Source organism: Labrys wisconsinensis (assembly GCF_030814995.1).
GTDB classification, from domain to species: domain Bacteria; phylum Pseudomonadota; class Alphaproteobacteria; order Rhizobiales; family Labraceae; genus Labrys; species Labrys wisconsinensis.
Window position 1 is genome coordinate 71,232 of record NZ_JAUSVX010000018.1, and the last position, 25,568, is coordinate 96,799.

Annotated in this window: 25 protein-coding genes; 10 read left to right on the forward strand and 15 right to left on the reverse strand. The window is 70.4% G+C overall.

Translation table 11 applies throughout. From position 1 onward, the window contains the following. Window positions 1-15: 15 nt before the first annotated feature. Both lepA and QO011_RS33960 read right to left on the reverse strand, forming a co-directional pair. Window positions 16-1,821: a translation elongation factor 4 gene (gene lepA, locus QO011_RS33955; protein ID WP_307282426.1), complete on the reverse strand. Its 1,806-nt coding sequence runs from the start codon at window positions 1,819-1,821 to the stop codon at window positions 16-18. Window positions 1,822-1,894: 73 nt separating this feature from the next. Continuing rightward, window positions 1,895-2,155, reverse strand: coding sequence for a type II toxin-antitoxin system Phd/YefM family antitoxin (locus QO011_RS33960; protein ID WP_307282428.1), 261 nt, complete (start codon window positions 2,153-2,155; stop codon window positions 1,895-1,897). A gap of 134 nt (window positions 2,156-2,289) precedes the next feature. Here QO011_RS33960 and QO011_RS33965 point away from each other — a divergent pair, with 134 nt between their 5' ends. Together QO011_RS33965 and QO011_RS42600 are read left to right on the forward strand one after the other, a co-directional pair. Next, entirely contained in the window at window positions 2,290-2,574 is a 285-nt protein-coding gene (locus tag QO011_RS33965; RefSeq protein WP_307282430.1) for a ribbon-helix-helix domain-containing protein, read from the forward strand. Continuing rightward, the gene (locus QO011_RS42600) at window positions 2,558-2,911 is read left to right on the forward strand and encodes a type II toxin-antitoxin system RelE/ParE family toxin (RefSeq protein WP_370882052.1); all 354 of its coding nucleotides are present in this window, start codon (window positions 2,558-2,560) and stop codon (window positions 2,909-2,911) included. The genes QO011_RS33965 and QO011_RS42600 overlap by 17 nt, the downstream gene beginning before the upstream one ends. A gap of 36 nt (window positions 2,912-2,947) precedes the next feature. Here QO011_RS42600 and polA read toward each other — a convergent pair whose 3' ends face one another. The 4 genes from polA to QO011_RS33985 all read right to left on the reverse strand — a co-directional run bounded on the left by polA (window position 2,948) and on the right by QO011_RS33985 (window position 9,814). Then, window positions 2,948-5,944 (reverse strand): DNA polymerase I, encoded by a 2,997-nt coding sequence (polA, locus tag QO011_RS33970; RefSeq protein ID WP_307282431.1) that lies wholly within the window; start codon window positions 5,942-5,944, stop codon window positions 2,948-2,950. A 114-nt stretch (window positions 5,945-6,058) separates the two neighbouring features. Continuing rightward, the gene (locus QO011_RS33975) at window positions 6,059-7,489 is read right to left on the reverse strand and encodes an FGGY family carbohydrate kinase (RefSeq protein WP_307282433.1); all 1,431 of its coding nucleotides are present in this window, start codon (window positions 7,487-7,489) and stop codon (window positions 6,059-6,061) included. Beyond that, window positions 7,486-8,436, reverse strand: a complete 951-nt coding sequence (locus tag QO011_RS33980) for an NAD(P)/FAD-dependent oxidoreductase (protein WP_307282435.1) — start codon at window positions 8,434-8,436, stop codon at window positions 7,486-7,488. Before QO011_RS33980 ends, QO011_RS33975 begins: the two co-directional genes overlap by 4 nt. Beyond that, window positions 8,426-9,814 (reverse strand): NAD(P)/FAD-dependent oxidoreductase, encoded by a 1,389-nt coding sequence (locus QO011_RS33985; protein WP_307282436.1) that lies wholly within the window; start codon window positions 9,812-9,814, stop codon window positions 8,426-8,428. The genes QO011_RS33980 and QO011_RS33985 overlap by 11 nt, the downstream gene beginning before the upstream one ends. 157 nt (window positions 9,815-9,971) lie before the next feature. Between QO011_RS33985 and QO011_RS33990 the strand changes: the two genes are divergently transcribed. Genes QO011_RS33990 through folB form a run of 4 tightly spaced genes read left to right on the forward strand, consistent with a single transcriptional unit; the run spans window position 9,972 to window position 12,065 of the window. Then, window positions 9,972-10,460, forward strand: a complete 489-nt coding sequence (locus tag QO011_RS33990; RefSeq protein ID WP_307282437.1) for a hypothetical protein — start codon at window positions 9,972-9,974, stop codon at window positions 10,458-10,460. Further along, the gene (locus tag QO011_RS33995; RefSeq protein WP_307282439.1) at window positions 10,457-10,807 is read left to right on the forward strand and encodes a type II toxin-antitoxin system RelE/ParE family toxin; all 351 of its coding nucleotides are present in this window, start codon (window positions 10,457-10,459) and stop codon (window positions 10,805-10,807) included. Before QO011_RS33990 ends, QO011_RS33995 begins: the two co-directional genes overlap by 4 nt. A gap of 55 nt (window positions 10,808-10,862) precedes the next feature. Further along, a complete protein-coding gene (locus tag QO011_RS34000; RefSeq protein ID WP_307282441.1) occupies window positions 10,863-11,654 on the forward strand; it encodes a HesA/MoeB/ThiF family protein in 792 nt (263 codons plus the stop codon). A 39-nt stretch (window positions 11,655-11,693) separates the two neighbouring features. Further along, window positions 11,694-12,065 (forward strand): dihydroneopterin aldolase, encoded by a 372-nt coding sequence (gene folB / locus QO011_RS34005; RefSeq protein ID WP_307282443.1) that lies wholly within the window; start codon window positions 11,694-11,696, stop codon window positions 12,063-12,065. A 283-nt stretch (window positions 12,066-12,348) separates the two neighbouring features. Here folB and cysK read toward each other — a convergent pair whose 3' ends face one another. The 8 genes from cysK to QO011_RS34045 all read right to left on the reverse strand — a co-directional run bounded on the left by cysK (window position 12,349) and on the right by QO011_RS34045 (window position 20,178). Continuing rightward, window positions 12,349-13,335 (reverse strand): cysteine synthase A, encoded by a 987-nt coding sequence (gene cysK, locus QO011_RS34010; RefSeq protein ID WP_307282444.1) that lies wholly within the window; start codon window positions 13,333-13,335, stop codon window positions 12,349-12,351. Between the two features lie 125 nt (window positions 13,336-13,460). After that, window positions 13,461-13,910, reverse strand: coding sequence for an RrF2 family transcriptional regulator (locus tag QO011_RS34015; protein ID WP_307282445.1), 450 nt, complete (start codon window positions 13,908-13,910; stop codon window positions 13,461-13,463). A 14-nt stretch (window positions 13,911-13,924) separates the two neighbouring features. Next, entirely contained in the window at window positions 13,925-14,380 is a 456-nt protein-coding gene (dut, locus tag QO011_RS34020) for a dUTP diphosphatase (protein WP_307282446.1), read from the reverse strand. 39 nt (window positions 14,381-14,419) lie between these two features. Next, complete coding sequence (gene coaBC / locus QO011_RS34025; RefSeq protein WP_307282448.1) at window positions 14,420-15,667, reverse strand: bifunctional phosphopantothenoylcysteine decarboxylase/phosphopantothenate--cysteine ligase CoaBC; 1,248 nt, start codon at window positions 15,665-15,667, stop codon at window positions 14,420-14,422. A 197-nt stretch (window positions 15,668-15,864) separates the two neighbouring features. After that, window positions 15,865-16,638 carry an AcvB/VirJ family lysyl-phosphatidylglycerol hydrolase gene (locus QO011_RS34030; protein ID WP_307282450.1) on the reverse strand — a complete coding sequence of 258 codons (774 nt, stop codon included), beginning with the start codon at window positions 16,636-16,638 and terminating at the stop codon, window positions 15,865-15,867. A 121-nt stretch (window positions 16,639-16,759) separates the two neighbouring features. Continuing rightward, window positions 16,760-17,299 carry a translation initiation factor IF-3 gene (infC, locus tag QO011_RS34035; protein WP_370882054.1) on the reverse strand — a complete coding sequence of 180 codons (540 nt, stop codon included), beginning with the start codon at window positions 17,297-17,299 and terminating at the stop codon, window positions 16,760-16,762. A gap of 216 nt (window positions 17,300-17,515) precedes the next feature. Beyond that, window positions 17,516-18,844, reverse strand: coding sequence for a hemolysin family protein (locus QO011_RS34040; protein ID WP_307282451.1), 1,329 nt, complete (start codon window positions 18,842-18,844; stop codon window positions 17,516-17,518). Window positions 18,845-18,930: 86 nt separating this feature from the next. Continuing rightward, on the reverse strand, window positions 18,931-20,178 hold the full coding sequence (locus QO011_RS34045) for a glycosyltransferase family 4 protein (protein ID WP_307282453.1): 1,248 nt from the start codon (window positions 20,176-20,178) through the stop codon (window positions 18,931-18,933). Window positions 20,179-20,222: 44 nt separating this feature from the next. Here QO011_RS34045 and QO011_RS34050 point away from each other — a divergent pair, with 44 nt between their 5' ends. The 4 genes from QO011_RS34050 to leuB all read left to right on the forward strand — a co-directional run bounded on the left by QO011_RS34050 (window position 20,223) and on the right by leuB (window position 24,199). After that, window positions 20,223-20,996, forward strand: coding sequence for an alpha/beta hydrolase (locus QO011_RS34050; protein WP_307282454.1), 774 nt, complete (start codon window positions 20,223-20,225; stop codon window positions 20,994-20,996). Window positions 20,997-21,092: 96 nt separating this feature from the next. Then, window positions 21,093-21,875, forward strand: coding sequence for a 3-hydroxybutyrate dehydrogenase (locus tag QO011_RS34055; protein ID WP_307282456.1), 783 nt, complete (start codon window positions 21,093-21,095; stop codon window positions 21,873-21,875). Continuing rightward, entirely contained in the window at window positions 21,872-22,909 is a 1,038-nt protein-coding gene (locus QO011_RS34060) for a patatin-like phospholipase family protein (RefSeq protein ID WP_307282458.1), read from the forward strand. Before QO011_RS34055 ends, QO011_RS34060 begins: the two co-directional genes overlap by 4 nt. 183 nt (window positions 22,910-23,092) lie before the next feature. Beyond that, window positions 23,093-24,199, forward strand: a complete 1,107-nt coding sequence (leuB, locus tag QO011_RS34065; RefSeq protein WP_307282460.1) for a 3-isopropylmalate dehydrogenase — start codon at window positions 23,093-23,095, stop codon at window positions 24,197-24,199. Window positions 24,200-24,227: 28 nt separating this feature from the next. Here the strand turns inward: leuB and QO011_RS34070 are convergent, their stop codons facing one another. After that, window positions 24,228-25,346 (reverse strand): hypothetical protein, encoded by a 1,119-nt coding sequence (locus tag QO011_RS34070; RefSeq protein ID WP_307282461.1) that lies wholly within the window; start codon window positions 25,344-25,346, stop codon window positions 24,228-24,230. Window positions 25,347-25,568 lie beyond the last annotated feature (222 nt).

The following is a 25,568-nucleotide window of genomic DNA, read 5'->3' on the forward strand; positions in this document are numbered from 1 at the left end:
CAGGGACCGAGCCCCTCAGCCGTCGACCTTCAGCGCGGCGATGAACGCTTCCTGCGGAATGTCCACCTTGCCGAACTGGCGCATCTTCTTCTTGCCTTCCTTCTGCTTCTCCAGGAGCTTGCGCTTTCTCGTGATGTCGCCGCCGTAGCACTTGGCGGTGACGTCCTTGCGCAGGGCGCGGATGGTCTCGCGGGCGATGATCTTGGCGCCGATCGCCGCCTGGATCGGGATCTGGAACATGTGCTGGGGGATCAGGTCCTTCAGCTTCTCGCACATGGCGCGGCCGCGGCTCTCGGCCCGGGCCCGGTGCACCAGCATGGAGAGGGCGTCGACCGGCTCGGCATTGACCAGGATCTGCATCTTGACCAGGTCGCCCTCGCGATAGTCGGTGAGGTGGTAGTCGAAGCTGGCATAGCCCTTCGACACCGATTTCAGCCGGTCGTAGAAGTCGAACACCACCTCGTTCAGCGGCAGGTCGTACTGCACCATGGCGCGCTTGCCGACATAGTTGAGGTCGACCTGCACGCCGCGCCGGTCCTGGCAGAGCTTCAGGATCGAGCCGAGATAGTCGTCCGGCGTCAGGATCGTCGCCCGGATCCACGGCTCCTCGATCGAGGCGATGCGCACCACGTCGGGCAGGTCGACCGGGTTGTGCAGCTCGAGCTGGCTGCCGTCGTTGAGGTTGACCTTGTAGACCACCGAGGGAGCGGTGGCGATCAGGTCGAGGTTGAACTCGCGCTCCAGACGCTCCTGGATGATCTCCAGGTGGAGGAGGCCGAGGAAGCCGCAGCGGAAGCCGAAGCCGAGCGCCGCCGAGCTCTCCATCTCGAAGGAGAAGCTGGCGTCGTTGAGGCGCAGCCTGCCCATGGCGGCGCGCAGGTCCTCGAACTGGGCGGCGTCGACCGGGAACAGGCCGCAGAACACCACCGGCTGGGCCGGCTTGAAGCCGGGCAGCGGCGTCGCCGTGCCCTTGCGCTCCTCGGTGATGGTGTCGCCGACGCGGGTGTCCGCCACCTCCTTGATCGAGGCGGTGATGAAGCCGACCTCGCCGGGGCCAAGCTGCTCGACGCCCTGCATCTTCGGCCGGAACACGCCGATGCGCTCGACCTCGTAGACCGCATCGGTGCCCATCATGCGAATGCGCTGGTTCTTCCTGAGCGTGCCGTCGACGATGCGCACCAGCACGACCACGCCGAGATAGGCGTCGTACCAGGAGTCGACCAGCAGGGCCTTCAGCGGCGCTTCGCGGTCGCCCTTGGGCGGGGGCAGGCGGGTGACGATCGCCTCCAGCACCAGGTCGATGTTGAGGCCGGTCTTGGCCGAGATCGGCACGGCCTCCGAGGCGTCGATGCCGATGACATCCTCGATCTGCTCCTTGATGCGGTCGGGCTCGGCCGCCGGCAGGTCGATCTTGTTGAGGACCGGCACGATCTCGTGGCCGGCGTCGATGGCGTGGTAGACATTGGCGAGCGTCTGGGCCTCGACGCCCTGGCTGGCGTCGACCACCAGCAGCGAGCCCTCGCAGGCCGCCAGCGAGCGCGACACCTCGTAGGCGAAGTCGACGTGGCCGGGCGTGTCCATCAGGTTGAGGATGTAGGGCTTGCCGTCCTTGGCGACGTAGTTCAGCCGCACGGTCTGCGCCTTGATGGTGATGCCGCGCTCGCGCTCGATGTCCATGCTGTCGAGCACCTGCTCGACCATCTCGCGCTCGCTCAGCGTCCCCGTCGCCTGGATCAGCCGATCGGCCAGTGTCGACTTGCCGTGGTCGATGTGCGCGACGATGGAGAAGTTGCGGATATTGTCGATGGTCTGCGTGCTCATGGGCGCGCAATAGCAGAGCGGCCGTCAGGCGCCAAGGATTCGTGGGGCAGAGGAGGTATGGGACCGAGCGGACTCATCGACGGCCCTGCTCGATCAGCTCCTTCAGAGTTAGGTCGTTGCCGAGAGTCAGACCGCGACGCAGAGTATGGATACGCTGCACGACAGCACGAGTCCGCGCACGATCGGCCTGGCCGGCGAGAGGCACGAGCTTCGCCACCGGCCTCCCGCGACGAGTGATCACGACCTCTTCGCCGCTCTCGACCGTAGCGAGCAGAGCGGCCAACTTGCTCCTTGCCGCGGAGGCGCCGATTTCCAGCATCCTGTCCTCATGCATCTGGGCCTGATCCCATCATTATGCACCACATACCGGATTCTGCGGTTGAACCATCCGACGAAGACGCCCGCGCTTGTGTGCGAAGCGAGCGCCTCCTGCGTTGCCGTTCCCGCGCCGGGCCCTATACTGCTGCCATGACCATACAGCTGACATCCGAACAGGAAGCTCTGGCGCGCAAGGCCGTGGAGGCTGGTGCCGTTTCCTCCGTCGAGGAATTCATATCGGCCGCCATCCAGGCGCTCGACCTCGACGTGAACACCACGGCCGAGGCATTTCTGGGCCTATCGACGGATGCGCTCCGGACGGCGATCCAGGACGGTCTGAACAGCGGCGAAGCCCAGCCCTGGGAAGGGATGGACCACTTCAACGCCCGCATGCGCAGGGCGTATCGCGACCGCCCTGATGCCAAGCATCCGTAAGCGGCCCGCTGCTCTCGCGGATCTCGAGACGATCTGGTTCGCGAGCGCAGATTCGTATGGCATCGCACATGCCGAGCGGATCACGGCTCGCTTCGAAGCCACATTCCGCCTGCTTGCCGAGTTCAAGGAGCTCGGTCGCGCGAGGCCTGATCTGGGAGAAGGCGTGCGGTCCTTTCCCGTGCGCGGCTCCCCCTTCCTCATCTTCTACGTGCCCCCCCCGGCGGTCCCCCCCCCCCGGCGGTCTGGAGATCGTCAGAGTCCTGCACGGTCAGCAGAAGCCGGAAGGTCGGGTTTGACCACGCCCGTCATGACGGCGCAGGTGAAGCCGGGCCCGTAGCGCACGCCTCGGCCGGCAGCACCAGGCGTCCGCCGCTCAGTGCGCCTCCTCCCAGTTGCCGGCGCTGCGAGCGTCGACTCTCAGCGGCACGCGCAGCTTCAGGGCCGGCTCGGGCGCGGCCTCCATCACGGCGGCGATGACGGGCATCGCCGCCTCGACCTCCTCCTGCGGCGCCTCGAACACCAGCTCGTCGTGCACCTGCAGCAGCATGCGGGCCGAGAGCTTCGCGCCGGCGAGGGCCGCGTCCATCCGTGCCATGGCGCGGCGGATGATGTCGGCGGCCGAGCCCTGGATCGGCGCGTTGATCGACTGGCGCTCGACGAAGGACCGCTCCGAGGGGTTCTTGGAGTTGATCGCCGGGAAGTGGCACTTGCGGCCGAAGATGGTCGAGACATAGCCGTTGGCCCGGCAGTCGGCCTTGGTCGCGTCCATGTAGTCGCGGATGCCGGGGAAGCGCTCGAAATATTTCTTGATATAGGCCCCCGATTCCTCGCGCGAGATGCCGAGCTGGTTGGCGAGGCCGAAGGCGGAGATGCCGTAGATGATGCCGAAATTGATCGCCTTGGCCCGCCGGCGCACCAGCGGGTCCATGCCCTCGACCGGCACGCCGAACATCTCCGAGGCGGTCATGGCATGGATGTCGATGCCGTCCTCGAAGGCCTGGCGCAGCTGCGGGATCTCGGCGACATGCGCCAGGACGCGCAGCTCGATCTGCGAATAGTCGGCCGAGATCAGCTTGCAGCCGGGCGCGGCGATGAAGGCGGTGCGGATCTTGCGCCCTTCCTCGGTGCGCACCGGGATGTTCTGCAGGTTCGGCTCGGAGGAGGAGAGCCGCCCGGTCGTGGTGGCGGCGAGCGCGAAGGAGGTGTGCACCCGGCCGCTCCTGGGGTTGACGTAGCCGGGCAGCGCGTCGGTATAGGTCGACTTGAGCTTGGTGATCTGGCGCCAGTCGACGATGCGGCGCGGCAGCTCCAGGCCCTGGGCGGCGAGGTCCTCCAGCACGTCGGCGCCGGTGGCCCATTGGCCCGTCGCCGTCTTCCGGCCGCCGGGGATGCCCATCTTGCCGAACAGGATGTCGCCGAGCTGCTTGGGCGAGCCGACATTGAACGTCTCGCCGGCGAGCGCGTGAATCTCCGCCTCCAGCCGGGCCGCCCCTTGCGCGAAATCGCCGGAGAGACGCGACAGGATCTGCCGGTCGATCATGATGCCGGCCGCCTCCATGCGCGCCAGCACCGCCACCAGCGGCCGCTCCAGCGTCTCGTAGACCGGCACCATGCCCTCGGCCACCAGCCGGGCCTTGAACAGCTGCCAGAGGCGCAGCGTCACGTCGGCATCCTCGGCCGCATAGGCGGTGGCTCGGTCGATCGGCACCTCGGCGAAGCTGATCCGCGCCTTGCCGGTGCCGGTCACCTGCGAATAGGCGATGGGCTTGTGGCCGAGATGGCGCTCGGAAAGCTCGTCCATGCCGTGCGAGCCGAGGCCGCCGTCGAGCACGTAGGACATCAGCATCGTGTCGTCCTGGGGAGCGATGCGGATGCCCTGCTCGCCCATGACAAGCGCGTCGTACTTGATGTTCTGCCCGATCTTGAGGACGGACGGGTCCTCGAGCAGGGGCTTCAACCGCGCCAGCGCCTCGGCGGCCGGCACCTGGCCGGGCAGGAGGCCGGCGCCGAACAGGTCGGCCTTGTCGCGATGGCCGAGCGGCACGTAGCAGGCCCGGCCCGGCGCCAGCGCCAGGGAGAAGCCGACCAGCTCGGCCTGCAGGGCGTCGAGCGAGGTGGTCTCGGTGTCGAAGGCGACGAGGCCGGCGTCGAAGGCCCCGGCGATCCAGCGCTCGAGCTGCTCCAGGCTTCCCACCGTCTCGTAGGCGGCGACGTCGACGGGCACCGCCGTGAGCGCCGCCTTGACCTCCTCCACCCGCCGCGCCGGCGGCGGGCCCGCATCCGGCCTGGCCGCTTCCATGGTGGCGACGGCGACCGCGCCGCCCTCGGGGGTCGCGACCGCCACGGCGACGACCGCAGCCGGGGCGCCACCCGGCGCCTCGCCCGGCGGGATGCGTAGCGTCTCGTCCGGCTCGATCGCCGCCGGATCGAGCCCGGCATCCTCGGCGATGCGCCGCGTCAGGGTGTTGAACTCCATCGCCTTCAGGAAGGCGATGGCGCCGCGGGCATCGAGGCCGGGCGCGACGAGATCGTCGAGCGGCACTTCCAACTGCACGTCATCGACCAGCTTGACCAGCTGCCTGGAGATGCGCGCCAGCTCGGCATTGTCGATCAGGCTCTGGCGGCGCTTCTCCTGCTTGATCTCGGCGGCGCGGGCCAGCAGCGTCTCCAGGTCGCCGTAGTCGGTGATCAGCTGCGCCGCTGTCTTGACGCCGATGCCGGGCACGCCCGGCACGTTGTCGGTGGAATCGCCGGCGAGCGCCTGCACGTCGACCACCTTGGCCGGCGGCACGCCGAACTTCTCCATGACCTCGGCCTCGCCGATGATGCGCTCGGGCCGCGAGCCCTTGGCTTTCTGATCGCCCGAGGCCGGGTCGAACATCACCACGCAGGGCCGGATGAGCTGCATCAGGTCCTTGTCGGCGGAGACGATGGTGACGTCGGCCCCGGCCTCGCAGGCGATGCGGCAATAGGTGGCGATGAGGTCGTCGGCCTCGTAGCGGATCTGCTCGACCGGCTTGAGGCCGAAGGCGCGCACGGCGTCGCGCATCAGCGGGAACTGCGGCACCAGCTCGGCCGGCGGCGGCGGGCGATGCGCCTTGTAGTCGGGGTAGATCTCCTTGCGGAAGCTTTCCTCCGACTTGTCGAAGATGATGGCGAGGTGGGTCGGCTTGTTGCCCATCACCCCCTCGCGGACCATCTTGTGCAGCACGTTGCAGAACAGGCGCACCGCGCCGGTCGGCAGCCTGTCGGAGCGGTAATTGTAGCGCGCGTCCTGGTTCATCGACTGGAAATAGGCCCGGAAGATGAAGGAGGATCCGTCGACCAGGAACACATGGTCGCCTTGCTGGACGGGACGTGGCGCGGGCATGGCGGGCTCTCGATTCTGCGGCCGGGATCATAGCGGCCCGAACGGGGAAGGCGAGCCCTAGAGACCGTTTGGAAACACCGGGCGGGTCGATCCGGCGGATTTCCAAACAGTCTTTCAGCCGAACCAGCCCTTCGAGCGCTCCACCGCCCGGGCGAACAGGGGCCGCGCGTCACGGATCGCTGCGCCGGCGGCGGAGGGCTCGACCAGCCGGTCGCCCGCGGTGGAGACCGGCGGCGGCTCGGCGCCGAGCCCGACGAAGCCGAGCATGGCGACGCCCAGCGCCGTCAGGTCGGCGCTGGCCCGCCGGCGTGCCGGCCGGCCGAGCGCGTCGGCCAGGAACTGCACGAAGCCATCGTCATGGGTGAGGCCGCCGTCGACGGAGACGGCGCCCGCCGCATCCGCGCCGATCAGGGCCTCCAGGAGCTCGACCGCCCGCAGCGCGATGCCCTCCCAGATGGCGCGGGCCATGTCGGCGGGCGTGGTGTCCTGGCGCAGGCCGAGGAATAGGCCGCCGGCGCCGCGGTCCCAGTGCGGCGCCGCCAGGCCCGCCAGCGCCGGCACGAAGACGAGGCCGCGCTCGATCGCGGACGGGCCTGGGCCGAGCGCGCCGTCCATGGGCAGGCCGAGGCTGCGGCCCCAGCCGATGGCGGCGGCGGCAGTGAAGTCGCCGGCGTCGAGGGCATAGAGCGCCGCCTCGCCGGGCAGCTGCCAGGCGAGCGTCGGCACCAGCCCCTCGCGGCCGCGCACCGGCACGGGCCCGCTGACGGCGAGGGCGAAGGTGCCGGTGCCGAAGGTGATCTTGGCGTCGCCCGCGGCGCGGCAGCCATGGCCGTAGAGCGCGGCCTGCTGGTCGACCAGGCTCGCCGTCAGCGGGCGCTCGGCGCCGCCGATCTGCACCGGTCCGAAGTCTCCGGCGCAGGGCAGGATCGGTGGCAGCAGCGCGAGCGGCACGCCGAACAGGGCGGCGAGATCGCCGTCCCAGCAGCGCCGGTCGAGGTCCATCAGGCTGGTGCGGGAAGCGGTGGCGGCATCGGTGGCGTAGCGACCGGTCAGCCGGCCGAGGAGGAAGACGTCCGAGGTGGCGAGGCCGAGCCGCCCGGCAGCGGCGGCGGCCGCCACCTCGGGGACCTCCCGCAGCAGCCAGGCGAGCTTGGAAGCGGAGAAATAGGCATCGAGCGGCAGGCCGGCCCGCTCCGCGACCAGGGCCTTCTGCGCAGCGCCGAACCCGTCGAGCCGGGGCTGCGTGCGCTGGTCCTGCCAGACGATGGCGCGGTGCAGCGGCTGCCGGGTGTCGCGGTCCCAGGCGACGACGGTCTCGCCCTGGTTGGCGAGAGCGACGGCATCCGGCACGCCATGCGCGGCGACAGCCCGGCCGATCAGCGTCTCCACGGCCGCGGCGATCTCCCCGGCATCGTGCTCGACCCGGCCGGGGCCGGGGAAATGCTGCTGGTGGGCGATGCCGCCGACGGTCTCGAAGCGGCCGTCGTCGAACAGCACATGCGCCTTGGTCGAGGTGGTGCCCTGGTCGATGGCCAGCACGTTCATGGAGAGGCTCCCGAGAGATCGCGCAGGATCGCCCGCGCCGCGGCCCGGCCCTCCAGGGCGCAGCCGCCGGAGCTGCGCACGCCGCGCAGCACGTTGCCGGCGGCGAAGACCGCGGGATCGCCGGTGCGGAAATCCTTGTCCACTGCCGGGCCGCCCCTGGCCGTGAGCGGCAGGCCGGCGGCGCGCGCCAGGGCGGCCTCCGGCACCCAGCCGGCGGTGAAGACCACGGCGTCGCAGGCAACCTCCTCGCGCCGGCCGTCGGCATGAACGAGGGTGACGCCTTCGACACGCGCACCGCCGCGGATCGCCTCGACGCGGGTGCCGTGGACGACCGGCACGCCGAAGACCAGCCTGGCGCCGAGCGCCGCCGGCCAGGGCGCCTCGGACCAGGCCGCCTCCCCGACGATCAGGCGCGGCCTGACCCCGACATGGCGCAGGGTCAGCAGCGTGGAGAAGGCGACGAGCTCGGTGCCGACGATCACCGGCGCGCGGCAGGGGGTGAGGCTTTCGAGATAGACGAAGCGCTGCAGCGCCCCGGTGGTCATCACCCCGAAGGGCCGCGACCCGGAGACCAGCCGGGCCGCGCGCGTGCCCTCGCGCACCCCCGTCGCCAGCAGGATGCGCTTCGCCTCCAGATGGTAGGGCCCCTCCGGGCCGCTGACCTCCAGGACACCGCCCGGGGCGAGCATCGTGGCGACATGGCCCGTGCGCCGGTCGATGCCGGCCGTGGCCGTGCGAAGGGCCGCGGCATAGCGCGGCCCGGTCCAGACCCGGTGGAAATCGACCATGCCGAAGCCGATATGCCCGCAATGGCGCGGCACGCCGCCGGCCTCGGCCTCGCGCTCCAGCACGACCGGCGCCAGGCCCGCCGCAGCCAGGCTGCGCGCGGCGGAGAGGCCTGCCGGGCCGCCGCCGACGATGGCGACCTCGACCGCCTCACGCCGCATGAGGCATCTCCGGCGCCTCGAGCAGCCGCCCCTCGGCCATGGCGCAGACCCGCGCCTGGCAATTGAAGCCCTGGCAGCGGCCCATCATGGCGCGGGTGCGCCGCTTCAGGCCGCCGAGGTCGCCGGCAGGGAGCGGACCGGCCAGCGCCGCCTCGATCTCATCGGCGGTGACATATTCGCACAGGCAGACCAGGTCGCCCCGCCCAGGCCGCTGATGGTCGCGCGGCAGGTGCTCGGCGAGGTTGGGCATGCGCGGCCAGGCCGGATCGTTCAGCGGCTTCAGGCCGACGAAATGCTCCGCCACCAGGGCCGCCACATGCTGGCCGATGCCGAGCGCCGCGGTGAGGCCGGTCGAGCGGATGCCGCCGGCGACGATCCAGCGCTCGGCCGGCAGCGCCTCGATGACGAAATCCTTGAACTGCGTCGCCGGGCGGATGCCGGCATAGGTGGCGGTGACCGGCTCGTCGCGCAGCGCCGGCACGATCCGGCCGGCGGCGCCGATCAGCGCTTCCAGGGCGGCGCGGTCGACGGTGCCGATCTCGCGCTCCTCCTGCTCCTCGGCGGTCGGGCCGACCAGGACGTTGCCGAAGATGGTGGGCGTCACCACGACGCCCTTGGTGCGCTCGTTCGGCACCGGCAGCACGATGGTCGAGAGGAACCGCCGCGCGGTCTTGTCGAACACCACGAACTGGCCCTTGCGCGGCTTGATGGTGAACGGGCTGTCACGGTGCAGCGCCTCGACCCGGTCGCCGAAATTGCCGGCGCAGTTGACGACGAGGCCGGCGCGGACCGGGCCCGCCGCCGTGTCGAGCGTCCAGCCGCCGGCCTCGCGCCGCGCCCCGCGCACCTCCGCCCGGCGCAGGATCGCCGCCCCGTTCAGCACCGCCTGCAAGGCATAGGCGTGCGGGGCGGACCAGGGATCGATCAGGTGCTCGCCCGGCACCAGCAGGGCGCCGGCGACGTCGGGGCCGAGGTGCGGCGCCTTGGCGAAGATCTCGTCTCGCGCCAGCGGGCGCACGCCGTCGACGCCGTTGCGATGCGCCTGGTCGGCGATGACTGGCAGGCGCTGCAGCTCCTGCTCGCTCCAGGCGGCGAGGACGGCGTCGGTCTCCAGCAGCGGCAGGTTCATGCGCTCGCGGATCGCGAGATAGTCGGCCCGCCCCGCCTGCATCAGCCGCAGCTCCAGGCTGCCGGGCGGCGCGTCGAAGCCGGTGTGCAGGATGGCCGAATTGCCCTTGCTGGCGCCGGACAGCAGGTCGGCGCCCCGCTCCAGCAGCACGCAGCGAAGGCCGCCGAGCGTCAGCGCCCGCAGCACGGCGCAGCCGGCCAGGCCGCCGCCGATCACCGCGGCATCGTAGAGGGGAACGTCTGAAGACATGACGGGAGATTAAGCAGGATTCTCGTGCCGCGCCCAGGGGGCTGGCCAAGCCATGGCCGGAATCGTGCCCGAAGTCTCCCGGAGCTCCAGCGATCTCGGCAAATCCGGAAGTTGATCAGATAATCGTCTTCCCATCATCTGATCGCGTGCCCGTGACATGCCTTCTTCCGCCGGGAAGATCGACCTCATCGACAGCAAGGCCGTCAAGAGCCTCGTCGAGGCGCGAGCCGTGCATGGCGCCACCATTCTCGGACAACCCGGCGGCTGGGCCGTGGTGGTCCGCTACGGCGCGATGGAGCGTGCCATTGCCGGGCAGAAGTCGCGCCGTGCACGCCTCTGGCGACATGCCGACACGGCCATCGGCTTCGTGCGTGCGGAACTCGGCCTGGACCGCTTCGAGATCGATGCCGCCGATCATGATGCGAATGCCGTCGAGCGGCGCCGTCCGGATACCGCCGAGCGGCAGCGCCAGGTCCGGACCGCAGCCGCCCGTGATGCATGGTTTCGCACCGAGGTCGAACAGGCTCTCAAGGAGGCGGACGATCCGGCCACGCCGTGGACCTCGAACGAGGACATGCAGGCCGAATGGGAGGAGGAGCGAGCGGAACTCCTGAAGCGGATCGCCGCGCAAGACCCCGGCACGTGATCGTCGTCTGGCTTCCGAGGGCCAAGGCCGACCGCCGCCGCCTCACGGCTCACATCCCAGGCGACAGCCCCCGTGCAGCGCTCGAGCAAGGCGGACGCATCCGCGCGAGCATCGGGCATCTCGCCGACAATCCCGATCTCGGGCGTCGCGGTCGCGTGCCAAGCGGAATTTCCGAACTCCGCCCACAGGGCGGGCTCGGAAATTCTGCAGACTCTCAAAGCTTCGGCACGCGCGAGCGCGTGGTACCCCGCACGCCCTATATCGTTGTCTATCGCCGCGTCGCGCCCGGACGCATCGAGCTGCTTCGCATCCTGCACGGCGCTCAGCAATGGCCGCCCGAACCGTGACCCACGCACGAACCCGGGCCTTCCGCAGCGCCGGGCGAGCCCCTATGTTCGCGCCATGGCCTTCTCCCCCGACGAGCTCGAACGCTATGCCCGCCACATCGTCATGCGCGATGTGGGCGGGCCCGGCCAGCAGGCGCTGGCCAGGGCCCGCGTGCTGGTGATCGGCGCCGGCGGGCTCGGTGCGCCGGTGCTGCTCTATCTCGCCGCCGCCGGCGTCGGCACGATCGGCATCGTCGACGACGACACGGTGGCGCTTTCCAACCTGCAGCGCCAGGTGATCCACCGCACCGCCGATATCGGGGCGCCGAAGGTGGCGAGCGCGCATGCGGCCATCGCCGCCCTCAACCCGCATGTGGGGGTAGAAAGCCACGCCCTGCGGCTCGATGCCGGCAACGCCGCCGGGCTCGTCGGGCGCTACGACATCGTGCTCGACGGCTCCGACAATTTCGACACGCGCTATGCCGTCTCCGATGCCTGCTACGTCGCCCGCCGGCCGTTGGTCACCGGGGCGCTCGGCGTGTTCGACGCGACGCTCACCACCATCCGCGCCCACGAGACCGGGCCCGACGGCCGGCCGAACCCGACCTGGCGCTGCCTGTTCCCGGAGCGGCCGCCGCCGGGCACGGTGCCGAGCTGCGCCGAGGCCGGCGTGCTGGGCGCGCTCGCCGGCGTGCTCGGCTCGATGATGGCGCTGGAGGCGATCCGCGAGATCGTCGGCTTCGGCGAGGGCCTGGTCGGCCGGCTGATCCATATCGACGCCCGATCCATGCGCTTTGCCGAGACGCGCTACGATTGGGACCCCGACAATCCGCTGAGCGGCGTGGCGGCGACAGGACGCGGCGTCTGAGCAGTTGCGCTGGAGCCGCGACAATGGCACTTGCGTGCCATGTCAGAGCTCGTCGCCGTCAGCCGCGTCTTCCTGCGCGCCCTCACCGTGGAGGCGCATATCGGGTATTACGCCCATGAGAAGGGCGTGAAGCAGCCGCTGGTCGTCGAGGTCGAGCTGACGCTCGACCAGGCCCGCTTCGGCGACGACGACATCCGCCGGACCGTCGACTACACGCAGGTCGCCAGGTATGCGCACACGCTGGCGGAAAGCCATGTCGACCTGATCGAGACCTTCGTCGAGCGGCTGGCGGACCTGTGCCTGGCCATGACCCATGTGGTCGCCGTGCGCGTGCGCGTTGAGAAGCCGCGCGCCGTGCCCGGCGCCATGGCCGGCGTCGAGGTGGTGCGGGTGCGCCGGGCGGGCGGGTGAGCGGCGGACGCCATTCGGCATCTCACGCGTGGGCCGTGCCGGTGGAACACTATCCTGCCGCCGGCAGTGTTCGCGTGGATGGGCGGGTCAAGCCCGCCCATGACGGAACGGTTGCGGCAAGGACAGAAACGGTCGCACCACCCGCGACCGTCATGGCCGGGCTTGACCCGGCCATCCACGCGAACGCCACATAGACAGAACAGTCGGGACCTTCGGTGGCCGTTCCACCACATGCCCGCCTTCGGTAGCACCCGGTCGAGTCCGTAGTCGCCGATCGGGCCGCTCAGAGCCCCTCGAACAGGGCGCTGGAGATGTAGCGTTCGGCGAAAGAGGGGATGATCACCACGATCGACTTGCCCTCCATGCCGGGGCGCGCGGCGAGCTCCAGCGCCGCCGCGACCGCCGCGCCGGACGAGATGCCGCCGGGGATGCCTTCCACCCGCGCCAGCAGGCGGGCGGTGTCGAAGGCGGTCTGGTTGCCGACGGTGATGACCTCGTCGATCACCGAGCGGTCGAGCACGTCGGGGATGAAGCCGGCGCCGATGCCCTGGATCTTGTGCGGGCCGGGCTGGCCGCCGGAGAGCACGGGCGAATCCTCCGGCTCGACCGCGACGATCTTCAGCCCGGGCTTGCGGGGCTTCAGCACCTGGCCGACGCCGGTGATGGTGCCGCCGGTGCCGACGCCGGAGACGAAATAGTCGATGTCGCCCTTGGTGTCGTTCCAGATCTCCTCAGCCGTGGTCAGCCGATGGATCTCCGGATTGGCGGGGTTGCGGAACTGCTGCGGAATCACCGCGTTCGGCAATTCCCGGACGATCTCCTCGGCCTTGGCCACGGCGCCGCGCATGCCCTGGGACGCCGGGGTCAGCACCAGCTCGGCGCCGAGCAGGGCCAGCATCTTGCGGCGCTCGATCGACATGGATTCCGGCATGACCAGGATCAGGCGGTAGCCGCGCGCCGCGGCGACGAAGGCGAGCGCGATGCCGGTGTTGCCGGAGGTCGGCTCGACCAGCACCGTCTCGGCATTGACGACGCCGGACGTCTCCAGCGCGTCGATCATGCTGACGCCGATGCGGTCCTTGACGCTGGCGATCGGGTTGAAGAACTCGAGCTTGGCCAGGATGCGCGCCTTGACGTTCCGGGCCTTGGCCAGCCGGTTGAGCTGCACCAGCGGCGTGTCGCCGATCGTCTCGGTGATCGACTGGTAGATGCGGCCGCGGCCGGGCGTGCGCGCCGGCTCGGTCTTGGATTGCAGCGCGGAAGCGGACATGGCGTTCATCCCTGAAGGCTTGGGTTGACGGGGGTCGATCACTATTCCCATGAGAAGCAGATATTCACGGGGAAAACACGTTTTCAAGCGGGTGAAGATGGAGAGCGGCCGTCAGAGCGGCAGTCTCAGATCGCAAAATCGATGCCCATCGGCGCGCCGCCGAACACGCTCCTGGCCTCGGCGTCGCGCACGAGATCGTCGACCGTGATGCGGTCGAGCTCGGCCAGGAAAGCTTCGGAGGCGCTGGTCACCGCGGGGCCGATCACCTGCTCCACCAGCCGCGAGGACGGCGCCGGCTCGTCGTCGAGCGCGGTCGCGGTCATGGCGGCGCGCACCACGTCGCCGGCGGTGATGCGCCGGCGCTCGCGCGCCAGCTCGTAGCCGCCGCGCGGGCCGCGCACGCCCTTGAGGATGCCGTGGCGCACCAGCGCCTGCAGCAGCGTCTCCAGGTGGCGCGGCGGCAGGGCGTGGCGGGCGGCGAGAGCCTTGGCGGCGACGGGGGCCGGTCGGGCGTGGTGGGCGATGTCGACCACGGCGGCGATGCCCAGCATCGAGCGACGCGACAAAAGCTGCATGCCTGGCCTCTCCCTCAGGGGCCGACGGTTCCCGTCGAACCGAAGCCGCCCGCCCCGCGCGTGGTCCCGTCCACAGCCGTCGCTTCGACCGGGTGCGCCCGCGTCACCGGCGCGATCACCAGCTGCGCGATACGCATGCCGTGCGTCACCACGAACGGCTCCGAGCCCAGGTTGATCAGCGCGACCTTCACCTCACCGCGATAGTCCGCATCGATCGTTCCGGGCGCGTTCAGAACGGTGACGCCGCTTTTCACAGCCAGCCCGGAGCGAGGACGCACTTGTCCTTCATAGCTCTGTGGAATTTGGAACACCAGCCCCGTCGGCACCAGCGCCCGGCCGAGCGGCGGCAGCACCAGGTTGTTCTCCCCAAGCGCCGCCATCAGGTCCATGCCGGCGGCTCCTTCGGTCTGGTAGGCCGGCAGCGGCAGGTTGGCGGCGTGCGGAAGCTTGACGATGGGCAGGGACAGCATTGCGGGTCCGGGAACTATGCGGGATGGGGCGAGGCGGCGTCAGCGGGGCGCGAGCATGGTCGCGGCGCGCGCGATCAGGGCATGGGCCACCGCGGCCTTGCCCATCTCGGACCAGCTCTCGACGCCGTCGCGGCTGACCAGGTGCACGCGGTTGCGGTCGCCGCCCATCACGCCGCTTTCGGCCGAGACGTCGTTGGCGACGATGAGGTCGCAGCCCTTGCGCGCCAGCTTGGCCTTGGCATGCTCGACCACCTTCTCGGTCTCGGCGGCGAAGCCGATGACCAGGGCCGGGCGGTGGGCCAGGTCGCCGGCGATGGTCGCCAGGATGTCGGGGTTCTCCACCAGGGCGAGCCGCGGCGCGCCGTCGGGTCCCTTCTTGAGCTTCTGGGCGCCGGCCTCGGCCACCCGCCAGTCGGCGACGGCGGCGGTGAAGATGGCGATGTCGGCGGGCAACGCCCGGCGCACCGCCTCCAGCATCTCCCGCGCGGTCTCGACGCGGACCAGGCTGACGCCGGCGGGCGCCGGCAGCGTCACCGGTCCGGACACCAGCGTCACCCGGGCGCCGGCGGCGACGGCGGCGGCAGCCAGGGCATAGCCCTGCTTGCCGGAGGACCGGTTGGCGATGAAGCGGACGGGATCGATCGGCTCGTGGGTCGGGCCGGCGGTGACCAGCACGTGCCGCCCGGCCAGCGCGGCCCCGGCCCCGGCCGAGGCCGGCAGCGGGATCAGCGTGTCGCCGGCGAGCGCCGCCTCGATCGCGGCGACGATCTCGAGCGGCTCGGCCATGCGGCCCGGCCCGTACTCGCCGCAGGCCATCTCCCCCTCGTTGGGGCCGACCATGGCGACGCCGTCCGCCGCGAGCACGGCGCGGTTGCGGGCGGTGGCGGGGTGCAGCCACATGCGCACGTTCATCGCCGGGGCGACCAGCACCTTCTTGTCGGTGGCGAGCAGGGCCGTCGAGGCGAGGTCGTCCGCCCGCCCCTGCGCCATCTTGGCCATGAGGTCGGCGGTGGCCGGGGCGACGACCAGGAGGTCGGCATCGCGCGACAATTCGATATGGCCCATCTCCGCCTCGTCGGTGAGGGAGAAGAGGTCGGTGAACACCTTGTCGCCGGTGAGGGCGGCCACGGCGAGCGGGGTGACGAAGTGCTGGGCCGCCGCGGTGAGGACCGCGCGCACCGAGGCCCCGCGCTCGCGCAGGCGACGGATGAGATCGAGGGCCTTGTAGGCGGCGATGCCGCCGCCGATGACGAGCAGGATGCGCTTGCCGGCGAGACGGGCGGTCATGGGGGCTCTCCAGTGCCCTGAGCAGCTTCTCGTGGCTTAAGTCACGACTTGATTCTGCATTCTCCATGCAAAATCAATGCTGCTCAGGCTATTCAAAGTGTAAGCAGGTTCGGGAGAACCTGCTTAGCGGCATAGCATGCCGGGCACCGCGGCGTGAATGCGCTCCCGTCGCCGGCGGGCGCAGCGCAGCCCTGCGGTCAGGGCCTGGCCTCGACCTGCCCCAGGCCCTGCAGCACCCTCTGCGCCATCTTGGCGTAGTCGCCGTCGAAATGATGGCCGCCCGGCAGGGTGATGATCTCGACATGCGCTGGATCGAGCTGGCCGCAGGCCGAGCGCTTGCCCTCGTCGGACCCCTGGAGGCACTGGATTCGCGGCCCCTCGATGGCGGCGACGGCCTGCACGGTGGCGTAATGCGGCGCGGCGACCTTCCAGAAGCCGATGGCATAGTCGACGATATGCGACAGGCCGATCAGCGACACCAGGCGCACCCGCGCCCGCGTCGCCGGCGACAAGCGGGCATAGACGGTGGCGATCACGTCGGCGCCGTAGGAATAGCCGACCAGCAGCAGCGGACGGTCCGCCGGGAAGGTCGCGACCATGCGCTCGATCACCGCCGCCGTCTCCTCGGGCGAACGGCGATCGATGAAATAGGCCAGGCTGTTGAGGCCGATCGTGGTGATGCCGGCCTTGGCGAAGGTCTTGGCCAAGCTGTCGGTGATGCCCCACCAGCCGCCGTTGCCCGACAGCACCACGGCCAGCGGGCCATGCGGGTCGTGCCCGTCGACCATCACCACCGGCAGGTCGGCGAGCCCGGGCGGCACGTCGGTCGCCAGAGGCTCGCCGAGCGCCCCCCAGACCGACCGGAAATATTGCGGGAACCAGCGAGGCCCCACCCGGCTGGCGGCATAGGTGACCCCGGCGACCAGGCACACGGCCAAGCCGAGAAGGATGAGACGTCGGGTCTTGCGCATGGAAAGCTTCGTTGACGTTGCGGCCCTTGTTCCCGCGGACCATGGCGTCACGAAGGCACAAGCGTGTCGGAGTGCGGCGCAGCAGCGTCGCCGCAGCCGGATCGGATCGAATCGCGCGGGGTCAACGCGGCGCCAGCACCATCACCATCTGGCGGCCTTCGAGCGCAGCGTCCGACTCGACCTTGGCGATGGTGCCGGTGTCGTCCTTGACACGATTGAGAAGGCGGTAGCCGATCTCCTGATGCGCCATCTCGCGTCCGCGGAAGCGCAACGTCACCTTGACCTTGTCGCCCTCCTCGAAGAAGCGACGCATGGCCTTCATCTTGACGTCGTAATCGTGGTCGTCGATCGCCGGACGGAGCTTGATCTCCTTGATCTCGACGGTCTTCTGGTTCTTGCGGGCTTCGGCAGCCTTCTTCTGTTCGTTGAACTTGAACTTGCCGTAGTCCATGATCTTGCAGACGGGCGGATCGGCGTTCGGGGCCACCTCGACCAGATCGAGCCCGGCTTCATAAGCCATGGCGATCGCTGCTCGTGTCTCGGTGATCCCGCGATTCTGGCCGTCCTGATCGATCAGCATCACTTCGCGGTTCCGAATCTCCTCGTTTGTGCGCGGTCCGTCTTTCACGACCGGCGCGGCGGTCCTCATAGGGCGACGAATGGCTGCGGTCTCCTGTGCCGTTTCCGAATTATCATCAGGCGCGCGAAAGCGCTCACGTTCCACGTGCTCTTCGGGCCGTTGAAGATCGGCCTGATGGGTCGTGAAGTCAACCGCTCGCGCCGGCGCGAGCGGTAAAATCGACGCGGCGTGCCTCGTTCACCACGTTCGCACCGTGGCGGAGAGCCGGCGCGGCGGCGGCGGGTGAGGTGCCGGGGCTCAAGCGCTGGCCATCTGGCGCGACACCAGGAGCTTGTCGATGCGCCGGCCGTCCATGTCGACCACCTCGAATCGCCAGCCGCCCCACACCACCTGGTCGCCCTCCTCCGGCATGCGCGCCAGGCGGCTGAGCACGAAGCCGGCGATGGTGTGGAAATCCTCGTCCTTCGGCCAGTCGGCGATCGCCAACCGGGCGAAGGCCTCCACCGCGCTCATGCTGCCGTCGACCAGCAGCGAGCCGTCCTCGCGCACGAAGACCTCCGGGTGGGAATCGGTGGTGTCGGCAATGTCGCCGGCGATGGCCTCGAGCAGGTCGGTCTGGGTGACGAGGCCCTGCAGGGCGCCGTATTCGTCGACGACGATGGCCATGCGTACCGGCTGGGCCTTGAACTGCTCCAGCACGCTCAAGACCGGCCTGGACTCGTAGATGACGATCGGCTGGCGCAGGGCCGCCTTCGGATTGAACGGCTTGCCGTCGAGGGCCTGGTCGAGCAGGTCGCGCTTGAGCACCATGCCGACGACGTTGTCGGACTGGCCACGCCCGACCAGGAGCTGCTCGTGCGGGCATTCGCGGATCGCCTTCAGCGTCGCATCCAGGGGGTCGTCGACGTCGATCCAATGGATATCCGGGCGCGGCGTCATGATGTCGCCGATCGGCCGCTCGCCGATGTTGAAGATGCGCTCCACCACGTGCTGCTGCGTCGGCTTGAGCAGGCCGGCCTGGCGGCTGGCGGCGACCAGGAGCTTCAGCTCCTCCGGCGAATGCAGCGATTCCTCGCTCGCGCCGGGCCGCAGGCCGGCCAGGCGCAGCGTCTGGTTGCCGAGCCAGTTGAGCGAGGCGATCGCCGGCCGGAACAGGGTGAGGAACCAGCCGAGCGGACGCACCACCGCCAGTGAAGTCCGCTCGCTGCGCTGCAGGGCCAGGCTCTTGGGGGCGAGCTCGCCGAGCACGATGTGCAGGGCGGTGATGATGACGAAGGCGATGATGACGGCGATGGTGTGGGCGCCGGTCGTCGCCAGGGAGCCGGGCAGCCACCACAGCAGCGGCTCGATGACGCGCGCCAGCGCCGGCTCGCCGAGCCAGCCCAGGCCCAGGGAGGAAATGGTGATGCCGAACTGGCAGGCGGCGAGATAGGCGTCGAGACGCTCGGTGGCACGCTGCAGGACGCGAGCGTTCGTCCGCCCCTCGGCGACCAGCTCGGTGACGCGGCTGCGGCGCACCGCCACCAGCGCGAATTCGGAAGCCACGAAGAATCCGTTGGCGAGCACCAGGAAAACCACGGCGGCCAGGCCGAGCACCACCACGGTCGTATCGTCGAGAAGGAACATTCCATCCGTCGGTCGAGATCAATCGGAGCGGGATGGATAGCATAGGCGGACCGCACGCGTCGCGCTCGTTGCGCCGGTCCCACAGCCTACATGCCGGCCTGGAGCAGCTCGGCATAGACGGCCAGGGTCGACCGGCACATCGCCTCCAGCGAGAAGTGCTCCTCCACATGGGCGCGGGCCCGCAGCGCCATGACCTCGCGCGCCGAGGCCCCGAGGCTCAGCGCCTCGCCGAGGGCCTCGGCGAGCGCAACCGGGTCGGACGGCGGCACACGCCAGCCGGTGCGCACCAGCGCCGGGGTCTCGGGCGGCGCCAGCACCGTCTCGGGCGTGGCGCCGTGGTCGGCGACCACCACCGGGCAGCCCATGGCCTGCGCCTCCACCGCGGTGCGCCCGAAAGCCTCCGGGCTGGTGGAGGGGATGGCGGCCGCGGCCGCGGCGAGATAGGCCGCCGGCATGTCGGCGCAATGGCCGACGCGGCGCACGATGCCGACCAGCTTCTTCTCCAGGACGAGCGCGTCGAGCTCGGCGACGTAGCCGTCCCGGCCCTGGTGGTCGCCGGCCAGCACGAACACCGCGTCCTCCAGCCCGTCGGCGACGAGGATGGCCGCCGCCTCGATCAGCACGCGCTGCCCCTTCCAGCCGGTGAGCCGGCCGGGCAACAGCACCACGCGCTGGTGCGGCGCCACGCCCCAGGCCTGGCGCAGCGCCTCCACCCGGTCGAGCGACACCACCGCCGGCGTGAAGGCGGCAAGGTCGGTGCCGCGCGGGATGACGTGCAGGCGCGGCGCCGCCTCGGGCCAGGTCTGCGCGATCGCCCGGCCGGTGAAGGCGGAATTGGCGATGACCGCATCGCCGCGGGCCATGATCGAATTGTAGCGCCGCTTGAGGGCGTTCCCGGCGGAATAGGTGCCGTGATAGGTGGTCACGAACGGCATCCGCAGCCGCCGCGACGCCCAAAGCCCGGACCAGGCCGGGGCACGCGAGCGGGCATGGATGATGTCGACGTTCTCCTCGCGGGCGAGCTCGACGAGCCGTGCCGCGTTGCTCCACATGCGCAGCGGGTTCTTGGTGGCGGCGGGAAAGGGGATCCACAGCCCGCCACGCGCCTGCAGCTCGCCGACCAGCCGGCCGCCCTGCGTGGCCACCAGGGCGCGGGCGCCGGCCTCGGCCAGGGCGGCGGCGATATCGATGGTGGTGCGCTCGGCCCCGCCGGTCTCCAGCGCCGGAATCAGCTGCAGGACGGTGATGCCGGCAAGCGAAACGGGCGCGCCGCGCCGGTCTGCGACCTCGTCGGGGCTCGATGGCGGCGGGGTTGTGGCTGGAACATCCGGCATGGCACGCTTATAAGCATGCCCCCCATCCGAGGAAACCGCTCTGCATGCCGGATCCCCTTTTTCTCGACGTCGGCGAAGGCATCGAGCGGCGGCGAATCGCCTGGCGCCACCAAGCCGGCCGGCCCGGAAGCACCCGCCCCGGCCTGGTCTGGCTGGGCGGCTTCCGCTCCGACATGCTGGCGACCAAGGCCTCGCATCTCGCCGAATGGGGCGCGCAGGCCGGGCGGGCGGTGACGCGCCTGGACTATTCCGGCCATGGCGAATCCGGCGGGCGGTTCGAGGACGGCACGATCGGGCGCTGGCTGGAGGAAGCGCTGGCGGTGATCGCGGCGGCGACGGACGGCCCCTCGATCCTGGTCGGCTCGTCCATGGGCGGCTGGATCGCGCTCCTGGCGGCGCGGCGCCTCGCCGGCACGCCGCGCGCGCCGGCCGGGCTGGTGCTGATCGCGCCGGCGGCTGACTTCACCGAACGGCTGATGTGGGCCGGATTCCCCGAAGCGGTGAAGCGGCAGATCATGGAGCAGGGCTCATGGCGGCGCCCCTCCGCCTATTCCGACGAGCCCTATCCCATCACCCGCGGGCTGATCGAGGAGGGCCGGCGCCACCTCCTGCTCGATGCGAGCATCGCCGTCGGCTGCCCGGTGCACATCCTGCAGGGCATGGCCGACCCGGACGTGCCCTGGCCACACGCCATGGCCCTGGTCGAGCGCCTGTCGACCGACGCGGTGACGACGACGCTGATCAAGGATGGCGACCACCGCCTGTCGCGGCCGCAGGACCTCGCCAAGCTGGTCGAAGCGATCGAGGAGATCGCCTGAGCGCACCCCTGCCGGCCGCCCGCTCCGGCCTTCCGCCCTGTCACACCACTGCCACGTTCGGGGCGGAGACGTTGCAGTGCAACAGGGATGCATCTCATGCTGAAAGACAAGGCTGCCGTCATCACCGGCTCGACCTCCGGCATCGGACTCGCCATCGCGCGCGCTTTCGCCAAGGAGGGCGCCCACCTCATGATCAACGGCCTCGGCGACGCCGCCGAGATCGAGAAGACCCGCGCCGGCATCGAGGCCGAGTTCGGGGTCAAGGTGCTCTATTCCGGCGCCAACCTGATGAACGGCCCCGAGGTGACCAAGCTGATCGCCGACGCGGCCGAGGCGTTCGGCGCGGTGGACGTGCTGGTCAACAATGCCGGCATCCAGCATGTCGATCCGATCGACGTCTTTCCCGACGACAAGTGGGAGGCGATCATCCGCCTCAACCTGGTCGCCTCCTTCTACGCCATCAAGGCGGCGCTGCCCGGCATGAAGCACAAGGGCTGGGGCCGCATCATCAACACCGCCTCGGCGCATGCCTTCGTCGCCTCGCCCTTCAAGTCGGCCTATGTCTCGGCCAAGCACGGCATCGCCGGCCTGACCAAGACCGTGGCGCTGGAGGTGGCGCAGCAGAACATCACCTGCAACTCCATCTGCCCCGGCTATGTCTGGACGCCGCTGGTCGAGGCGCAGATCCCCGACACGATGAAGGCGCGCAACCTCACCAAGGAGCAGGTGATCCACGACGTGCTGCTCGCCGCCCAGCCCACCAAGCAGTTCGTCACCGTCGACCAGGTGGCGGCGCTCGCCGTGTTCCTGTGCTCGGACGCCGCCTCGCAGATCACCGGCGCCAACCTGCCGATGGACGGCGGCTGGACCGCCGAATGAGCCCCAAGGCGGCCGCGAGCCCGCGCAAGCCGGTCAACCTGGCGCTGCAGGGCGGAGGCGCGCACGGCGCCTTCACCTGGGGCGTGCTCGACGCGTTCCTGGAGGACGGGCGTCTCGACGTCAAGGCGATCACCGGCACCAGCGCCGGCGCGATGAACGCGGTCGTCTGCGCCGAGGGCTACCTGGAGGGCGGGCCCGAGGGCGCGCGGGCCCAGCTCACGCAGTTCTGGCGCGAGGTCAGCCGCGAAGGCGCCTTCTCGCCGCTGCAGCGCACGCCGCAGCAGCGGCTGATGGGCGACTGGTCGCTCGACCATTCCTGGATCGCGCAATGGTGGGAGACGGGGCTCAGGCTGTTCAGCCCCTACCAGCTCAACCCGATGAACCTCAACCCGCTGCGCGACTTCCTGGCGAAGATCATCGACTTCGAGCGGGTGCGGCGGGACGGCGGCATCAAGCTGTTCATCTCCGCCACCAATGTGCGCACCGGCCGCATCCGGGTGTTCGAGAACCAGGAGCTCACCGCCGACATGGTGATGGCCTCGGCCTGCCTGCCGGAAACCTTCCAGGCGGTGATGATCGACGGCGAGCCCTATTGGGACGGCGGCTACATGGGCAATCCGGCCCTGTTCCCGCTGTTCTACACCGAGGCGCCCGACGACATCGTGCTGGTGCAGATCAACCCGATCCATCGCGACGAGGTGCCGCGCACGGCCGTCGACATCAGCAACCGGCTGAACGAGATCACCTTCAACGCGTCGCTGCTCAGCGAATTCCGCGCCATCAAGCTGGTGAAGGAGCTGATCGCCCAGGGCCGGCTCAGCCAGACCGAATATCGCGACGTGCGCATGCACCGCATCGCGGTCGACGACACCATCAAGAACCTCGACGCCTCCTCCAAGCTCAACGCCGAATGGGGCTTCCTGACCATGCTGCGCGACAAGGGGCGCGAGGCGGCCCAGCATTTCCTCGCCCGGCATTTCGACGCCATCGGCCACGTGGCGACGCTCGACCTGGACGACCCGTCGCTGCCCTGAGGCGTTTTGCGATCCGGCGGAATCGCAAGGACTCGCAAAGACGCGTCGAGCCCAAGCGTCGGAGCAAGACGGCGCTTCCGTCCAAACACGCCTTGCTCCAGGGCCGGCGGCGGCATGCCGCGCCTTGCACCCGCCTGCCCCCTCGTCTAAGCAGCCTCGCGGATTTGGCGTAGAGGTGACGACATGGCGACCCACAAGCTCCTGCTCCTGCCCGGCGACGGCATCGGCGTCGAAGTGATGGCGGAGGTGAAGCGCCTCGTCGCCTTCCTCGACAAGTCCGGCCTCGCCGCCTTCGAGATCGAGGAGGACCTGGTCGGCGGCTCCGCCTATGACGCGCACGGCGTGGCCATCACCGATGCCGCGATGGATCGGGCGCAGGCGGCCGACGCGGTGATCTTCGGCGCGGTCGGCGGCCCGAAATGGGCCGACGTGCCCTATGCCGCCCGGCCCGAGGCCGGCCTGCTGCGCCTGCGCAAGGAGCTCGGCCTGTTCGCCAACCTGCGCCCGGCCGTGTGCTACCCCGCCCTGGCCGACGCCTCCTCGCTGAAGCGCGAATTGGTCGAGGGCCTCGACATCATGATCGTGCGCGAGCTCACCGGCGGCGTCTATTTCGGCGAGCCCAAGGAGATCGTGACGCTGGAGAACGGCCAGAAGCGCGCCGTCGACACCCAGGTCTATTCCACCTTCGAGATCGAGCGCATCGCCCGCGTCGCCTTCGAGCTCGCCAAGGCGCGCCGCAACAAGGTGACGAGCTCGGAGAAGCACAACGTCATGAAGTCGGGCGTCCTGTGGAAGCAGGTCGTCACGGCGCTGCACAAGGCCGAGTATCCCGCCGTCGCCCTCGAGCACATGCTGGCGGACAATTGCGGCATGCAGCTCGTGCGCACGCCCAAGCAGTTCGACGTCATCGTCTGCGACAACCTGTTCGGCGACATGCTTTCCGACGTCGCGGCGATGCTGACCGGCTCGCTCGGCATGCTGCCCTCGGCCTCGCTCGGCGCGCCCGACGCCAAGACCGGCAAGCGCAAGGCGATGTACGAGCCGGTGCACGGCTCGGCGCCCGACATCGCCGGCAAGGGCCTCGCCAACCCGATCGCCACCCTGGCTTCGGTCGGCATGGCGCTGCGCTACTCCTTCGGGCTCTCGGAGGCGGCCGACCGGCTGGACGGCGCCATCGCCAGCGTGCTCGGCCAGGGCCTGCGCACCAAGGACATCGCCGGGCCGGGCACCAACGCGGTCTCGACCACGGAGATGGGCACGGCCATTGTCGAGGCGATGGCCCGGGGCTGAGCCTGCAAACGCACCGGACAGGCTCGTCTCACCGCGGCGCAATGGCAGCGCGCAGCGGCGGCAGCGCCGCGCCGCTGTCGAACCAGGCGCGCCGGCTGCCGGCGGCCCTGAGGTCGCCGGCGCCGCAGAAGTCGCGGTGCCGCTCGGCGGCGACGAAGACGCCGCGCAGCACCGGATCGGCGCCGCCGACGAGGTCGAGCCGATCGATCAGGCAGCGCGCCATCCACCGGTCGACCGGCACGCCCGCCGCGCCGCAATAGAGCCCGTCCACGGCGAGCGTGGCGTAGGGAATCTGCCGGCTGAAGGCGAGGCAGGCCTTGCCGCCGGCGGCGAGCGCAATCGCCGCGAAGGCGCCGAACTTGCTCGGCATCGGCATCGGCGCGGACATGGCGGAGACGGGCGCCCCGCCCAGGCGCGCCGCGGCCTCGACGGGATCGAGCGGCATGCCCGTAACGCGCAGCTGCACGGAGACGGCGACGAAGGGGCCCTCGCCGCCGAGCACGCCGAAACGCAGCGTGTCGCGCCGGCCGTCACCCTCGGCGCGGCGCTCGCTGGCATAGCGTTGATCGCCGCCGGCGCCCGGCACCGACAGAGCGAACAGCTCCAGCGGCCGGCTGACGGCGATCCAGCCCGCCTCCCAGGCCGGACCGAAGGCGGGCGGCGGCGGCCCCGGAGCAGGACGCGGCAGCGACGCCCAGGCCAGGCCCGCCGTCCCCAGCGCCGCGACGATCCCGACGGCAAGACGCCGGCGGGCCATCCGGGCACAGGCCATGGCGATCGAGGCGAGTCGATCGCCGACGGCCCGCCGCGCCGCGCGAAGGAGGCCGACGATGCAGGCGGCGAGGGCCCGGGGCAGCGCCGCGGCCCGCGAGAGCACCGGACCCATCCGCGTGAGGCCGGCCCCGACGGCGAGCCGCCGTGCCCCGTGGCGCAGGGCGGCGAGACCCTGGCGAAGCCCTGCGGCCAGACGCAAGACGCGGACCCGGCCGACGCGCAGCGTAGCCGCGTCGAGATGCAGGCGGTCTCGGGCGGCGCGCTTCAACGCTGCGCGGCGCAGACGGGCCTGCTCGGCCCGCGCCTGCTCGCGCGCGTCCGCTTCGCGCTGGGGGCGCATCAGCTCGATGCGCATCTGCCTGAGATAGGTCATCCCGCCGTCCCGTCCGGCCTGTCCGCACGGGATGAAACAGGCGGCGGGTTGCGCTTTCCTTGCCGACGCCCACCTATGCTAGCTTAGGGTTAACCGCCCTCGTGCGGAGACCTCCGCCGCCCGTCGCGGGGCAGCCCGAATTTGCCAGATGCAAGCGCCGGTGATACTGCGCACGCGCCCGTGGCCGTACGCGCCAAGCAGAGCTTTGCGGATCGGAATATA